The 14,662-nt window shown below is 39.7% G+C and carries 20 protein-coding genes; 11 read left to right on the top strand and 9 right to left on the bottom strand.

The window, feature by feature from the left end; translation table 11 throughout:
• The first annotated feature begins 64 nt into the window (after positions 1-64).
• Together LIT25_04790 and LIT25_04785 are read left to right on the top strand one after the other, a co-directional pair.
• Positions 65-568, top strand: a complete 504-nt coding sequence (locus LIT25_04790; protein USK34680.1) for an antibiotic biosynthesis monooxygenase — start codon at positions 65-67, stop codon at positions 566-568.
• Positions 569-824: 256 nt separating this feature from the next.
• The gene (locus tag LIT25_04785) at positions 825-2,210 is read left to right on the top strand and encodes a hypothetical protein (protein USK34679.1); all 1,386 of its coding nucleotides are present in this window, start codon (positions 825-827) and stop codon (positions 2,208-2,210) included.
• Between the two features lie 176 nt (positions 2,211-2,386).
• On the opposite strand, the gene LIT25_04780 is transcribed toward LIT25_04785, so the two are convergent.
• Positions 2,387-2,881 carry a phosphatase PAP2 family protein gene (locus tag LIT25_04780; protein USK34678.1) on the bottom strand — a complete coding sequence of 165 codons (495 nt, stop codon included), beginning with the start codon at positions 2,879-2,881 and terminating at the stop codon, positions 2,387-2,389.
• Between the two features lie 213 nt (positions 2,882-3,094).
• Here LIT25_04780 and LIT25_04775 point away from each other — a divergent pair, with 213 nt between their 5' ends.
• The gene (locus LIT25_04775) at positions 3,095-4,249 is read left to right on the top strand and encodes an amidohydrolase (protein ID USK36162.1); all 1,155 of its coding nucleotides are present in this window, start codon (positions 3,095-3,097) and stop codon (positions 4,247-4,249) included.
• A 42-nt stretch (positions 4,250-4,291) separates the two neighbouring features.
• Here the strand turns inward: LIT25_04775 and LIT25_04770 are convergent, their stop codons facing one another.
• Genes LIT25_04770 through LIT25_04760 form a run of 3 tightly spaced genes read right to left on the bottom strand, consistent with a single transcriptional unit; the run spans position 4,292 to position 6,982 of the window.
• Positions 4,292-5,005, bottom strand: coding sequence for an EcsC family protein (locus LIT25_04770; protein USK34677.1), 714 nt, complete (start codon positions 5,003-5,005; stop codon positions 4,292-4,294).
• A 14-nt stretch (positions 5,006-5,019) separates the two neighbouring features.
• A complete protein-coding gene (locus tag LIT25_04765; protein ID USK34676.1) occupies positions 5,020-6,249 on the bottom strand; it encodes an ABC transporter permease in 1,230 nt (409 codons plus the stop codon).
• Complete coding sequence (locus LIT25_04760; protein ID USK34675.1) at positions 6,236-6,982, bottom strand: ABC transporter ATP-binding protein; 747 nt, start codon at positions 6,980-6,982, stop codon at positions 6,236-6,238. The genes LIT25_04765 and LIT25_04760 overlap by 14 nt, the downstream gene beginning before the upstream one ends.
• A 712-nt stretch (positions 6,983-7,694) precedes the next feature.
• Between LIT25_04760 and LIT25_04755 the strand changes: the two genes are divergently transcribed.
• From LIT25_04755 to LIT25_04745, 3 genes are all read left to right on the top strand, one after another.
• Positions 7,695-8,117, top strand: a complete 423-nt coding sequence (locus LIT25_04755) for an HIT family protein (protein ID USK34674.1) — start codon at positions 7,695-7,697, stop codon at positions 8,115-8,117.
• 135 nt (positions 8,118-8,252) lie between these two features.
• Complete coding sequence (gene serC / locus LIT25_04750) at positions 8,253-9,329, top strand: 3-phosphoserine/phosphohydroxythreonine transaminase (protein USK34673.1); 1,077 nt, start codon at positions 8,253-8,255, stop codon at positions 9,327-9,329.
• 116 nt (positions 9,330-9,445) lie between these two features.
• Positions 9,446-9,967 (top strand): tryptophan transporter, encoded by a 522-nt coding sequence (locus tag LIT25_04745; GenBank protein USK34672.1) that lies wholly within the window; start codon positions 9,446-9,448, stop codon positions 9,965-9,967.
• Between the two features lie 61 nt (positions 9,968-10,028).
• On the opposite strand, the gene LIT25_04740 is transcribed toward LIT25_04745, so the two are convergent.
• A complete protein-coding gene (locus tag LIT25_04740; protein USK34671.1) occupies positions 10,029-10,220 on the bottom strand; it encodes a hypothetical protein in 192 nt (63 codons plus the stop codon).
• 158 nt (positions 10,221-10,378) lie between these two features.
• Between LIT25_04740 and LIT25_04735 the strand changes: the two genes are divergently transcribed.
• Entirely contained in the window at positions 10,379-10,735 is a 357-nt protein-coding gene (locus LIT25_04735) for a YtxH domain-containing protein (protein USK34670.1), read from the top strand.
• Between the two features lie 201 nt (positions 10,736-10,936).
• A complete protein-coding gene (locus LIT25_04730; protein ID USK34669.1) occupies positions 10,937-11,533 on the top strand; it encodes an HTH-type transcriptional regulator Hpr in 597 nt (198 codons plus the stop codon).
• Here the strand turns inward: LIT25_04730 and LIT25_04725 are convergent.
• On the bottom strand, positions 11,520-11,855 hold the full coding sequence (locus LIT25_04725; protein USK34668.1) for a YhaI family protein: 336 nt from the start codon (positions 11,853-11,855) through the stop codon (positions 11,520-11,522). The genes LIT25_04730 and LIT25_04725 overlap by 14 nt on opposite strands.
• A 215-nt stretch (positions 11,856-12,070) precedes the next feature.
• Between LIT25_04725 and LIT25_04720 the strand changes: the two genes are divergently transcribed.
• Positions 12,071-12,607 carry a DUF3267 domain-containing protein gene (locus tag LIT25_04720; protein USK34667.1) on the top strand — a complete coding sequence of 179 codons (537 nt, stop codon included), beginning with the start codon at positions 12,071-12,073 and terminating at the stop codon, positions 12,605-12,607.
• A 189-nt stretch (positions 12,608-12,796) separates the two neighbouring features.
• Positions 12,797-12,976, top strand: coding sequence for a hypothetical protein (locus LIT25_04715; protein ID USK34666.1), 180 nt, complete (start codon positions 12,797-12,799; stop codon positions 12,974-12,976).
• 94 nt (positions 12,977-13,070) lie between these two features.
• Here LIT25_04715 and LIT25_04710 read toward each other — a convergent pair whose 3' ends face one another.
• Positions 13,071-13,151: a YjcZ family sporulation protein gene (locus tag LIT25_04710; GenBank protein USK36161.1), complete on the bottom strand. Its 81-nt coding sequence runs from the start codon at positions 13,149-13,151 to the stop codon at positions 13,071-13,073.
• Between the two features lie 60 nt (positions 13,152-13,211).
• Complete coding sequence (locus LIT25_04705) at positions 13,212-13,298, bottom strand: YjcZ family sporulation protein (protein ID USK36160.1); 87 nt, start codon at positions 13,296-13,298, stop codon at positions 13,212-13,214.
• A gap of 177 nt (positions 13,299-13,475) precedes the next feature.
• Here LIT25_04705 and LIT25_04700 point away from each other — a divergent pair, with 177 nt between their 5' ends.
• Positions 13,476-14,345 carry a peptidylprolyl isomerase gene (locus tag LIT25_04700; protein USK34665.1) on the top strand — a complete coding sequence of 290 codons (870 nt, stop codon included), beginning with the start codon at positions 13,476-13,478 and terminating at the stop codon, positions 14,343-14,345.
• Between the two features lie 37 nt (positions 14,346-14,382).
• Here the strand turns inward: LIT25_04700 and LIT25_04695 are convergent, their stop codons facing one another.
• Complete coding sequence (locus tag LIT25_04695; GenBank protein USK34664.1) at positions 14,383-14,574, bottom strand: sporulation YhaL family protein; 192 nt, start codon at positions 14,572-14,574, stop codon at positions 14,383-14,385.
• Positions 14,575-14,662 lie beyond the last annotated feature (88 nt).

Genomic DNA, 14,662 nt, shown 5'->3' with positions numbered 1-14,662 from the left:
AGGCTGAAAATAGCAATAATTGTGCAATCATTGTTATAATGAAACAAAAAGAGGTGAATGTAAAATGAATTTTTATGTCACATTTGGAACTGCAGACTATTTAGCTAAAACGTCATCTGGACATCAAAATGAAAAAATGCTTCTTATGCAAAATGAGGATAAAGGGATTCTATTACATGAAAGTGATGCCCCTTCCCTTTTTAAGGAGCCTAAAAAATACGAGGTTCTTGATGGCGCGGGTGACTTCCAAAAAGGAAGCTATGCTGTGCTGAACAATATCCCTGTATCTGATGAAGGAAAGCCTCTCTTTGAACAGCGCTTCAAAGAACGGGCCAGAATGATTGAAGGCGAGCCGGGATTCGTCGCGATTCGCGTCCTTAGACCTGTAAATGATGATACATATGTCATTCTTACCCTATGGGAAGATGAATCCTCATTTAGAAACTGGCAGCAATCAAAATCCTTTGAACAGGCTCATAAAAAAAGAGGGACAAGCGAAGGCGCGGACCAAAAAACGATTTTCCCAAGACCTTCTTACGTTACAACCTACCATGCTGTATCTGAATAAATGAAAAAATTGAACCCTTCGCATTCAGAGGGGTTTTTTTATTTCAAAGATAAGATTTTTGAACACATCAGTCGTAGCGCTGCCTCCTAACTCCTCGGTCATAACGGCTCCGCTTTTCTTGTGACAATATTTCCTTGGAAATGACAGCATTCTACTAAAATACTGCCCCCTATTCTTTATAAATTAACAATCCCCCCCTGCTATGCCGGACATAACCTGTATTACAGAAATTCAGGCATATACAGGAGTGATTACTATGGGAGCTGAGTTAACGCTCATACATTGGTTTTATGTATTTTTTATTATAAGCATCATAGGCTTTATGCTTTTTAGAAGAGATACAACAGTGATCAGCATTATTGGAATCATTGTCATTTCTTTTGTTGCAAGCCACTCTATAAGTCATTCAATTACAAGTGTCTTTAACAGCTTCATTTATGCTATTACTGAGCTGCTCCCGACAATCCTTGTTATCTCTATCATTGTTTCAATGAGCAAGATTTTAGAAATAACCGGAATCAACGAATCCATGGTGTCGCCATTCACGAAAATCATTCGCAATCCAACGCTTGCCTACTGGACAATTGGACTATTAATGATGACGATTTCTTGGTTTTTCTGGCCTTCGCCCGCTGTTGCCCTGATTGGCGCCGTACTGCTTCCTGTTGCCATTAAAACAGGTCTCCCGGCATTAGGGGTAGCAATGGCCATGAACTTATTCGGCCATGGAATTGCTCTCTCAGGCGACTTTGTCATTCAAGCCGCTCCAAAACTCACTTCAGATGCAGCCGGTCTTCCGATTACTGATGTAATCAGCGCGTCCATTCCGCTCGTTATTGTTATGGGGGCAGTTACAACCTTAACAGCATATTGCTTCTTAATGAGAGATATGAAGCTTGGAAAGCCTTTCCCTTCTCTAACAATGCCAATCTCTGCTGAGAAAAAAATGCAGCTGCTGACAGGCAGGATGAAACTGTTTATGGCCTTGTTTATCCCTATATTATTTGTGATTGATATTCTTCTAATGGTTAAGCTTAACTTGCAGGGCGAAGATGCAACAGCTTTAATCGGAGGAACAGCGCTTGTGATTCTGCTTTCCGTTTGTTTGCTTGCCCATAAAAATGAAAGTCTTGAAAAAACAACCGGATACATGATTGAAGGGTTTCAGTTTGGCTTTAAGGTGTTTGGCCCTGTCATTCCGATTGCAGCTTTCTTTTATCTGGGAGATGCCGGATTTATAAGAATTGTCGGGGACTTTTTGCCAAAAACTTCACATGGAATAGTCAATGACCTCGGGGTTGCTCTCGCATCTGTTGTTCCATTAACAAAAGAAATCGGTGCTATTACACTGACTGGTGTTGGTGTGCTTACAGGTCTTGATGGCTCTGGGTTTTCAGGTATATCGCTTGCAGGCTCAATAGCCAGCTTGTTTGCCACAGCAATTGGTACGGGAGCTGCTGCTTTAACCGCATTAGGCCAAGTCACAGCCATCTGGGTGGGAGGCGGAACACTCATTCCATGGGCGCTGATTCCCGCTGCTGCCATTTGCGGAGTCGATCCATTTGAACTCGCAAGACGAAATATTCTGCCTGTGACCATTGGGTTGATTGTGACAACGATTGTGGCTATGTTTCTTATATAAATAGAAAGAAAAGGAACGTCCCAAGTTTTATTTATCCACCTATAATTGACTTTTATCAACCGAATTTACGAAATTTATCCACCAAAGCTTAAAATGACCAGCATCCAGAGATAAGATCAGCATATAAAGAGAGGCACACCCGAAAGAGTGCCTCTGTGAATTGCGTCCGAACTGTTTCAAACAGATACGCCGCTCTTTTTGCTTCTTGCAGCAGAAAGAAATTCATTCAGTTTTTCATAATCCGCAATCACAAAAATTAAACAAATCAGACCAATGAAATATCCGCTAATCACATCAGATAAAAAATGAGCATTCGTGACAACTCTGCTCATGCCGATCAGCAGCATCAGAATGCCGACAGCAGCGTAAAGCCACCTTCTTACTGCTGCTGATGCTATTTTCCCTGCAAGCAAATAGATTAAAAATCCATAGAAAATAACTCCGACCATCGCATGCCTGCTTGGAAAACTGAAGCCTTCTTCTATATGCAAGGGGTGCTTATATAAAAGTGCTAGTAAGATAGCGGCAAGAGCCAGTAAGCTTATTATTCCTGTTTTCAAAGCAAGGAATCCTATACCATCTAAAAAAGAAAGCAGGAAATTTGAATTGTGAACCCATGAAACTGCCTCACGCGCATCTGCATCTGCCTGCTTTGTAAATGCAGTATCCATCGAAAGAATGATTCCGACTGTGAGAATAAGAAAATATGCTACCCCTTTCCAAACATTATTCTTGTAATTTTCAAACAATTTATCTAGAATTTATTGTAATATCTGTATTTATTTTATCTTATTAGTGATTTGATGAATATAAGTCTTAAAAAAGAAAGGATGAGATTTTTGTACACTGACATATGTTCAGATTTAGATGCGAGCTTTGAAGAAATGGTGGAGATCAGACGCTACCTTCATATGCATCCGGAGGTTTCATTCCAGGAATTCAAAACAGCAGCCTTCATCGCCGAGTTTTATCACAAGCTTGGCATTGAAGCCAGAACAGGTGTAGGCGGAAACGGAGTCGTTGCTGTTATAAAAGGTGATTTGCCTGGAAAGACCATTGCTCTCCGCGCCGATTTTGACGCACTTCCTATAGGGGATGAAAAAGATGTTCCTTATAAATCGACTGTCCCGGGTGTAGCACATGCCTGCGGCCACGATGGCCACACAGCAGCATTACTTATACTAGCAAAGATATTACATAAACACAGCAGTACTCTTGAAGGCAGCGTAGTATTTATTCATCAGCATGCTGAAGAATATGCACCGGGCGGAGCGGTTTCCATGATTGAAGACGGCTGCTTAGACGGGGTTGATGTCATCTTCGGAACTCATTTATGGGCAGGAGAACCAACCGGGAAAATTCAATATCGTGTTGGCCCTATCATGGCTGCTTCCGATCGGTTCCAGATTACGATAAATGGAAAAGGCGGACATGGCGCACAGCCTCATAAAACGAAAGATGCAGTTGTTATCGGCTCCCAGCTTGTCCTGAACCTGCAGCAGATTGTGAGCAGAAAAGTTGATCCAGTTCATTCAGCGGTCGTCTCTGTCGGATCCTTTGTGGCTGAAAATCCTTTTAATGTCATTGCAGATTCTGCGGTACTGATTGGAACGGTCCGTACTTTTGAGGAAGATGTGCGAACTTTGATTGAGGAAGAAATTGAACGTGTGGTCAAAGCTTCCTGCGCCCTTTATGACGCTGACTACGAATATCATTTTGAGAGAGGCTACCCCGCTGTAGTCAATCACCGCGAGGAAACAGAGCTGCTTGCAGATCTTGCTTCAAAAGTGCCCGGTGTTCAAATTGTCGAAGAAAGCCCAATGCAAATGGGCGGCGAAGACTTTGCTTATTATCTGCAGCATGTTAAAGGCACGTTCTTTTTCACTGGAGCGAAACCAACTTATTCAGAAACAGCTTATCCTCACCATCATCCTAAATTCGATATTGATGAAAAAGCTATGCTGATCGCAGCAAAAACATTCAGTCTGGCATTATTGACTTATCAGTCTGAACACAATGCTGTTTCGGTTGAGAAATAAGTATTAGAATCCAAAAGAGTGCGATTTAAAATCGCACTCTTTTCATTTATTCATAATTCGAAGCCGATAACAATTCATTGCCGTTTCACCTAAATGCCGGACAAGGTGGTAGTTCGCTACACCGCCGACAACTGCGCCGATTCCCGGCATGATCTGCAGCAGTTTGACAAGGTCAATGTGATCTCTGTATTCCTGCTGAAAGGTTTGCCAGTCAATCTCTTTCAGTTCATTTTTTCTTTTGTCCCAGATTTCAATCAGCTCGAACGTATTTCTTCGATGTTCGTCACTGGAATAAGCCAATTGAAAGACATAGAGTAAAAACAGTCTCTCTTCATATTGTTTAGGGTCAAACCCGTATAAAGTCGCAATTTCAAATAAGCACTTCATTTTAATGCCAAGGAGTAAAGGAAAGTCAGCAGCCGACCCGAAAATTCCGCCGGCCCCGGTTCCTGCTCCTTCTACGGCAGCAGTCTTTTGGAAGGTGCCGATAGTTTGCCTGACTTTCTTTTCTTTTTCTTCAAGTGTCAGTCCTTCCAGCTTCTTTTCGCTTGTTGTGAGGTTTGATCCCGCGAGTGTTGCCTGCACCATCTTTTTAATGCTCTCCGTAATGATTGCATGGACTTTTTCCGGAATGTGCTCATTAATCTTCATTTGTGTTTTTTTAGAAACACGTTCAAGCATGGAGGACTTTCTAATCAATTTCTTTTTCCACTGAAATAAATCCTCTTCCAGTTGTTTTTCATATATCACCTGCATCAGCTGCCTTTACCCTAGAATACGCTGGCATCCATTTTCACCAGCCTTGATTTCACATAAAGATAAACAAACCCATAGGCAAAAATAAATCCGGCTGCAAAGAGACTTAGAGCAGGGATGATATTCCCCGAAAGCAGAGCGATCAGAGTTAATATCACGTGCTGGCTTATTACCATGATAAACAGCAGTTTAAGGAATTTTGCTTTTTTAAACTGCGGCTGAACCGGATATAAGTCCGGCAGAGCAAGCATGTCGTAATGCTTATAAAGACCGATCATTTGAATCCCGGTTAAATAGAGAACAAGAATGGCTATCGCCAGCACACTAAACTGATTTGTAGGGATAATATAGAGGACGATTCCCCCGATAATTGTCAGACGCAAAAAGATGCCCAGATAATCATTGGAACGAAAGAATGCCCTTGTATATAAATAACTGTACATGCTTTCCTGTTTGTATTTAACAAACGCAAGCAGTCCGTCTAAATACTTTCTGCGCTTTGCTTTTTTCTTTAGCTTTGGAACATCTGTAAAGAGGTTTGCGATTCTATAGAAGGACTGCTTTTTCTCAAGCTCCAGGTCAATCAGCTTTTCCCATTTAACTCCTTTTGCTTTTGTGGCTTTGTGAAAATAAATGCAGAGCACTGCCATAACCCCATACATAATGAATACGTAAATATAGGCCTTTGACAGCAAAAAGAAAATAGTTAATGCATTTATTGCCAGACGTACAATAAAATCATATATTTTGGCTGACCGCTCAGTATAAAAGGATATTCTAAAATTCAGCATTAAATTCCAGCCTTTTACAAGAATGATTTGAATACAGATAATCAGGTAGTCTGTCCCGGTTAAGCTCTCAGCCCTGAACAGCATGGGTGCGAGGACTAATGCTGCGATTAAAAACACATACATCTGACTAAAGAAACTGTATACAAGAGCTTTTTGGAAATAGCCGGCCATTTTTTCTTCCAGCGGCAAAAGAAAAACTAAATCAGGTTCTTTTAAGAGCGTCCGGACACTCGATGCCGTAATAATAAGAGCAAATACAGCCGTTAATATCGCAAGTACCGGAAAGTCATCTGGCATTGATTTCAGCCACTCCTGATAAGATAGAGCACCGCCTGCTCCCAAGAATACAAGAACAAAAATTAAATGGTCATTAAACATATATTTTGTATAAGACTGCACTTCTTTTAGATGAGCCTCTAATCGGGTTTTCCAAATCTGATCAATGCTGCTCATTTTGATCTTCCTTCGTGAGCTGGATATACAAATCATCAAGCGTCGCGTCCCTCATTCCAAACTCCGACCGGAGCTCCTCAAGCGACCCTTTTGCTCTGATTTTTCCATTATGTAGAATAATAAACGCATCACAGTAGCGTTCCGCTGTTGCTAAAATATGTGTTGACATTAAAATTCCCGCTCCGTCTTTTTTCGCTTTGTTCATCATCTCAAGCAGGGCATTGATAGCGAGCGGATCCAATCCGACAAATGGCTCGTCAATAATGTAGAGCTCAGGCTCAACTAAAAACGCACACATAATCATGACTTTTTGCTTCATGCCTTTTGAAAAATGACTTGGGAACCATTTTAGTCTTTTTTCCATTCTGAATTCAGACAATAATGGGTTAAGACGCTGTTTAAACGTTTCCTGACTAAGTCCATACGCCATCGCCGTGAGCTCCAAGTGCTCATAAAGCGTTAATTCCTCATAAAGAATCGGTGTTTCAGGAATAAATGAAAATTGGCTTCGGTATTCAGTCGGCTGCTCGTGAAAGGAAATGCCGTTAATGGCAATTTCTCCTTTATGCGGCTCCATTAACCCGATCACGTGACGGATTGTTGTGCTTTTTCCGGCTCCGTTTAAACCAATCAGACCGACAATTTGGTGCTTTTCAATTTCAAATGATATATCTTTTAAGACAGGATTACGTGTGTATCCTCCTGTCAGGTGATTTACTTTTAATAAGCTCATGTTTTCGTCCCTTCACCGTTTTCTTTTATTTTAACAAATCACGCGACACTTTTGCTAATTTACGATGCATAATCAATTCTTTTCCGGACATCATAATGAGTGTAGAGGAAAGCAGCTGTCACAGACATTCAGTTCAAATGAGGTGTGTGTCAAAGACAGTTTATGTTAAGGAATCCTTGAGTAAGTTAACATTGAAAAAATGATGATCAATTTCCATTTCGAGATGAGGTGTCTACGGGCCGTTACTTTTCGTAATAGATGCTCATATATAAATTCATTTTGTGAATGAGGTGTTCGTCAAAGACCGTTTACTGATTTGTTAAGAGTTTATCCTTTATGTGATTTTCTTAACTAGGGGATGGTTGCTTTGAACAATGTTTAACAACGATTATTCACTCTTTTTTTTCCTTCATTTCCAAGCAAATGAGGGAAATGACAAAGAGTTTTGCGAGCCTTAATCTTTAAGCTGCGCCAGCTGCTTCCTCTGCAGGACAGGATGATCTTTTTGATCATCCTGTTTCTTTTTAACTTTAGGAAAGTGAAAAGGCTGCGAATTGATGGCTAGCAAAAGCGCCTGACTCCTCAGTCAGAACGAATCCGCCATGCCTTCGCAAAAAGGCGCTTGCGCTTTTCTTAAGTGATTTTATCCCTCAATTATTTATGGTAAAATACGGTTAAGATTCAGTTTATATTGAGAAAGGGATGAAACATGATGAGCGGATGTATTTTCTGTAAAATTGTAAACGGAGAGATTCCGAGTGCAAAGGTTTTTGAAAACGAACATGTAGTTGCTTTTTTGGATATTAGTCAAGTGACAAAAGGACATACACTGGTTATTCCAAAAGTACATAAAGAAAATATTTATGAGCTAACACCGGATATCGCACGAAATGTATTTGAAGCCGTTCCAAAAATCGCAAATTCCATTAAAAAACAATTCGAGCCTATCGGCATGAATATTCTTAATAATAACGGCGAAAAAGCCGGACAATCAGTGTTTCACTACCATATTCACCTGATTCCCCGCTATGGAAAGGGTGATGGATTTGGCGCTGTCTGGAAAACGCATACAGAAGAATATACGCCAGAAGACTTAAAGCAAATCGCTTCATCCATTCAGGAAGGCTTGCTCTAACCCCCGCATCATGCGGGTTTTTTTTGTTGATTGTAATATTTTTTTAAAATTCCGACTCCACCCCCCTATTTCATGTTAGGATAATAAAAAGTATTTAATCATGCAACGCGACAAAGTAAGGAGTGTCATTTTCCCATGAAAAGAACGTATAACTTTAACGCAGGGCCAGCAGCAATCCCTCTTGTTGTTTTGGAAAAAGCGCAAAGCGAACTAGTTGATTTTAACGGAACAGGCATGTCAGTCATGGAGCTGAGCCACAGAAGCAAACCTTATGCAGAAGTTCACAACCGCGCTGTCTCTTTATTGAGAGAACTGATGGAGATCCCTGAGGATTATGAAGTGCTATTTCTTCAAGGCGGGGCCAGCCTTCAGTTTGCTATGATTCCGATGAACTTTTTAAAAGGCGGGTCTTCTGCCCATTTCATCATGAGCGGAGTCTGGTCTGAAAAAGCACAATCAGAAGCAGGCAAACTCGGAAGCACGACTATCATTGCAACAAGTAAAGAAGATCGTTATACATATATCCCGGAAAGCTTTGAGGATCCTGAAGAAGGAAGCTATATACACTTAACCTCAAACAACACAATTTACGGCACACAGTGGAGAAAATTCCCTTCTACAAAACTGCCTTTAATTGCAGACATGTCAAGCGACATCATGAGCAGGGAAATTGACGTCAGCCGTTTCTCGCTTATTTATGCCGGAGCACAAAAAAACCTTGGCACTTCAGGTGTTACAGTCGTCATAGTAAAAAAAGAAATGCTGGAGAATGCAAATGAGGGTATCCCTGCTATTTTGAAGTACAGCACACATTCAAAGCAGAATTCCCTTTACAATACACCTCCTACATTTGCGATTTACATGCTTTCCCTTGTTCTGGAGTGGATGCAGGATAAAGGCGGTTTAAAAGCGATTGAAGATCTGAATAAGAAAAAAGCAAGCCTGCTTTATTCGTGCATCGACCAAAGCGGCGGCTTCTATAAGGGACACGCAAAAAAGGATAGCCGATCAGCAATGAATGTTACTTTTACTCTTAAAGATGAAAATTTAACGAAAGCTTTTCTAAAAGAATCCATTGAAAAAGGCTTTTCAGGTCTTGGCGGACACCGGTCGATTGGGGGCTGCAGGGCTTCCATTTATAATGCTGTGCCGCTAGAAGCGTGCGAGGCACTTGCTGAGTTCATGTCTGAATTCCAGAAAAAGCACGAATAATTTTTTTTACAAGGTCTGAAATACCTGTTATACTTTTTGTAAGTTCTCCTGCAATAAGACATAGGTCATTATTGGGGAGTTCAAAAATAAGAGCTTAGTCTGAGGAGAGTTGAGAAATGAATACAAAAGTTTTAGTCGTTTTATCTTTATTTGTCGCAATGGGACTGGCATTGCACGGAATTATCCCGCCCTTTTTCAGTGGAATGAAGCCAGATATGATGCTCACTATGATGTTCTTAGGCATCCTGCTGTTCCCAAACATTCGCAATGTGTTTTTACTTGGAGCCGTTACTGGTGTCCTGTCCGGTTTAACAACTAGTTTTCCAGGCGGACTTCTGCCGAATGTCATTGATAAATTTGTGACTGCATTTGTTTTTTATCTTTTAGTTATTGGAATTAAGAAATTTGCTGCATCCACTGCTGGAGCAGGAATCCTGACAGCGGTCGGAACACTTGTTTCCGGTACTGTTTTCCTGACAGCCGCATTATTCATTGTCGGTCTTCCGGGCGGTGCAGGATTTATGGCATTATTCATAGCAGTTGTCTTGCCGACAGTTGCCCTTAATACCATCGCAATGGTTTTCATTTATCCGATTGTACAGACTATATTGAAGCGTTCTAACATCGCTGTTGAATAACATATAAGAAAACCCGATCCTAGCCGGTCGGGTTTTTTGTGAAAATCTATCAAAATGAAGCCTATTGGAAAGAATAGAATAAAATGCCGATCATCAGTGCAAGTACGCCGCCTCCTGCAAGCACAGCAGCTTTTTGGTGAACAACATGTTTTGGCGGATAGGATGCTGATTGCTGCGCTAGTTTGAGGTAATGAAAAGTCCCTATGAAACAAAGCAAGCTTATGGTGAAAAATAGAAAGATAACAACAGCCAAGCTCCTCCCCCCTTTTACTCATATCTATGCACAGGCATCACAAGCTATGTATAAAACAGCGTTTATCTATTCTGACAGGGGGTACTTATATAAGAAGGACTTTCCTGTTCATTTCTTGAAAAAGTACATACAATTATACTCAAAATGGAGTGATACCTATGTCAAAAGGAAAATCATTAATGGCCGGTCTTTTAGTTGGGAGCGTTATTGGAGGTTTAGCAGCAATCCTCTCCGCCCCTTCTTCCGGAAAAGAGCTGCGCAGCCAGCTAAAGCAAAATAAACAAAAACTCGAAAATATTTTAATTCAGCTGAAAGATGACAGTGTATCGCTAAAAGAGCAAGTTATAAAAACAGCTAAAGAAAGTGCTGTAGTCCTAAAAGATGTAACAGCGGATCTCCAAAAATCAATTAAGACTTGGCAAGAAGACATTGAGCCTCATAAAAATGAACTTCAAAAAGAAATTAATGAAATCGAACAGAAAATTAAAGAATTAGAGCAAACTTTAAACAAATAGAATATTTTTGTAGACAAAGCAATTAACTTGTACGAGTGGCAGATTTCCTCAAATGCCGCTCTTTTTTTTACCTGAAAATGCAACGCTTTTCCTAAGCATTTAAGATTTATTTAAAAATTTTGTAAATTTAATCTTTATTAATCTTTATTTTATTGGCATAATAGAATATAAGAGCAAAAGAGAAAAAGTAGGTGACTGGGGATGAAACGTAACGAACAGGATTATTCTATAAAAGAAGCGCTTTTATTCAGCCAGAGAATCGCGCAGCTCAGCAAAGCTTTGTGGAAATCCATCGAAAAAGACTGGCAGCAATGGATTAAGCCCTATGATTTGAATATCAATGAGCATCATATCTTATGGATTGCTTATCATTTAAAGGGTGCTTCTATTTCAGAGATTGCTAAATTTGGTGTGATGCATGTATCGACTGCATTCAACTTTTCAAAGAAGCTTGAAGAGCGAGGCTATCTTGAGTTTTCGAAAAAGCAGAATGACAAACGCAATACGTACATTCAGCTGACGGAACAGGGAGAGGAAATACTTCTGAAGCTTTTAGAAGACTATGATCCAAGCAGAAACGCTGTGTTTAAAGGCGCTCTGCCGCTTCAGAACCTATATGGTAAATTCCCTGAAATTATGGAAATGATGTGTATCATACGAAACATATACGGAGATGACTTTATGGAGATCTTCGAACATTCCTTTACGAATATTGAGAAGGAATTTGTTGAGGAAAACCGGAAGCTAAAAAAACGGGAAGATCCTGCTGCTGAAACGGCTTCAGCTATTTCCGAATAATTTTTTTGAATTCTGTCATCAGCGGCACATACATTCCCTGCTTATTCAAGGCAAGAATCGTATCATCAACTGAAAGCCTATGGTCCAGCTGTCCGGCGAAAAGAGTAAGGAGACTCATGTAATCGAGGAGTCCTTGCTCTTTTTGTTCTGCAAGCATTTGCTCAAGCTCCTCGCAAATGCGATGAATGTCCTCAATTTCTTCAGCAGATAAACCTGTTTTCATGACCGACAGATAAAAAGGGTATTTATCCGCGTCAACCATCTTTACAAGCAACCTCTGGTAGTACTCCAAATTTGCCATTCGTTTTTCTAAGGATTCCACTAAGGTTCACTTCTTTCATTCTTCTTCGTTTATTTATTTTAAATCATTCTTCTCTTTTTCGAAAGTTTCTTATTTTGTAAAACTTTACTTTTTATTTTAATCGCTTACACGCAAAATTTCATATTGCTTTTTCCAACTTAACATCGTAAAGTATGTAAGGACTTGATCAATCATGCACCCGCATTAACATTTATAACTTTCGGACGGTGATTTAAATGAATTGCTGGAAAACCATTAATCTTTCAAAAGATTATGGATTCCATAGACTTTTTATAGTCTCTGTATTAACAATGATGATTACCTTTATTAGCATATATTTACCGCTTGTGGTCGTTTTTCCTTCTATCCAATTAAAAGAAGATTACTTTTTCTTATTGCTGCTGTTTATCGCAGGCATCGTGCCATGTCACAAACTGCTTCATGCCCTGCCTTTGTGGATGTCCGGATACCGCGTATCACTTAAACTGAAGTTCCAGTCTTTCATTCCGATTCTTTTTTTGAAAACAAACTGTAATGTAAGTAAAACCAATATGCTGTTGTCTCTTATTACACCTTTTATAGTTGTCACTTCATTTATGACTGCAGGATTGATTCAATTTCCTTCTTATTTGCACTACTTTTGTTTAGGAATTGCCTTTCATACCGGGTTGTGTATCACTGATTTCATTTTTTTGAGCCAGCTCTCCAAAGCTCCGAAAGCCTGTTTCATTGAAGAAGCCGATGAAAGCTTTGAAATCTTATTTCAGAAATGAATAAAAACTGTTCTGGACATATGGTTAAGCAGTTTATTTAGAATGAATATGATATGCTTATATATATATAAGAAAAGCCTCTCTTTCAGGAGAAGCTTTTCTTTTGCTATTTATTAGGAGTCATCGCTATCTTTTTCATCATTTTTTTGGTAATGTAATATGTATCAGTGAGGAGAGGGGGAATCTCATATGATAGCATTTTTCATTTTGTTTGCCGTGTTCATTTTATTCTATATAAATAAATTGACCAATACGCTGTGCCTGGTCCGAGAGATTCCTGAAGACCGACAAACAAAAGTATTCCGGACAATCAACGTCCTGATTACCATTTTATTAGTTTCTTCTTACATAGAAATCTTATTTACTTAGATTTCACCATTATAAAAAGCTGCATGCAATCATTAGCACACAGCTTATCCAATCATAGCTGACAGGTTAATCTGTTAGCTATGTTTATTTTGGCTTACAGCCAAGCAGCACCGACAATGATCAATAAGATGAACAAAACAACGATTAACGCGAAGCCTCCAGCGTATCCTCCCATATGCACGATCCTCATGTAAAAAATAGACATATATTATAAAATCTCAGCACTTATTGCTTCCTAGCAAATGTAAGAAGCACCAATAATGATCAACAAAATAAACAGAACAACAAGCAAGGCAAAACCGTTTGAATTTCCTCCACCCATGTTAAAACCTCCCTTATCGGCGTTCCATACATCATATGGACAGTTTCCCATATTGACCTAGACGAATGCCCTGATTACCCTAGTCCTATTGCAAAACTTTTTAGTTCATGGCACAATGTGATAGTGTTCCAATTATTAGGCAGTCTTTAAATTAAACAGAAGTAGGAGTTGTATCAGATGAAAAGATTTGCTCTTGCATTAGCAGCAGCATCAAGTGTTTTGGCGCTAGGCGCATGCAATAATAATGACGGCGGTTCCGAGGTCATTGCTGAAACAAAAGCAGGCAATGTAACAAAAGACGAATTTTATGAAGCAATGAAAGACCGCTTCGGAAAAGATGTTCTGACAGAGCTTGTACATGAAAAAGTTTTAAGCAAAGAATACAAAGTTTCTGACGAAGAAGTAAATAAAGAAATTGACAATTTAACTCAGCAATACGGCCCTCAATTTGAAGCAGTCATTCAGCAGCAAGGCGAAAAGACTGTTAAAGATATGGTGAAAGTCGATCTGCTTCGCAAAAAAGCAGCTGAGGAAGAAGTGAAAGTAACAGAAGAAGATACAAAACAATACTATGAAAGCCTAAAAGGCAAAGTACAAGCAAGCCACATCCTCGTTGAAGATGAAAAAACGGCAAAAGAAATTAAAGCCCGTCTTGATAAAGGCGAAAAGTTTGAGGATTTAGCGAAGGAAGCTTCTAAAGATCCATCTGGACAAAACGGCGGAGATTTAGGCTGGTTTGGCAAAGGACAAATGGTGCCTGAATTCGAAAAAGCAGCATTTGCCCTTAAAGAAGGCGAAGTAAGCAACCCTGTAAAATCTGAATTTGGCTACCACATCATTAAAGTGACAAAAACGTTAAAGCCGTATGAAGAAATGAAAAAAGAACTTGAAGCAGATGTAAAAAAACAAAAAACAAGTCAGCCTGATGCTGTTCAGGGAGCATTGGACAAAGCCCTTAAAGAAGCAGACGTTCAGGTTAAAGACAAAGAATTAGAAGATACATTCAAAGCACCCGCAGCTCCTGCAGAGCCTGCTGAAGGACAATAACAGCAAAACTCCCCCATTTTTAAAATGGGGGAGTTTTTCACATTTCATCATCCTGATTTTTTCTTCGAATCTCACGTTCCTTAAGCATTCTTTCAATATAAACATTACCCTCTTGTTCTATATACGCTTCCTCAACAATCTTCTCTTTCCTTGTTGTTGAAAAAGCCATGTAACCGCTGTATAAAATCCCAAGTATACAGAGGTAAACCCACCACGGCAGCAAGATCATTCCCGCTTCCCCCTTTTCATTGACAAGCCCTTTACTGCACTATATGAGAATCTCGCTCCATTTATACATGATTTTTAGAAGATGAAAA

Origin of the sequence: Bacillus sp. F19 (assembly GCA_023823795.1) — a bacterium.
GTDB lineage: Bacteria > Bacillota > Bacilli > Bacillales > Bacillaceae > Bacillus_P.
This window is presented reverse-complemented; position numbering and strand designations above follow the sequence as displayed.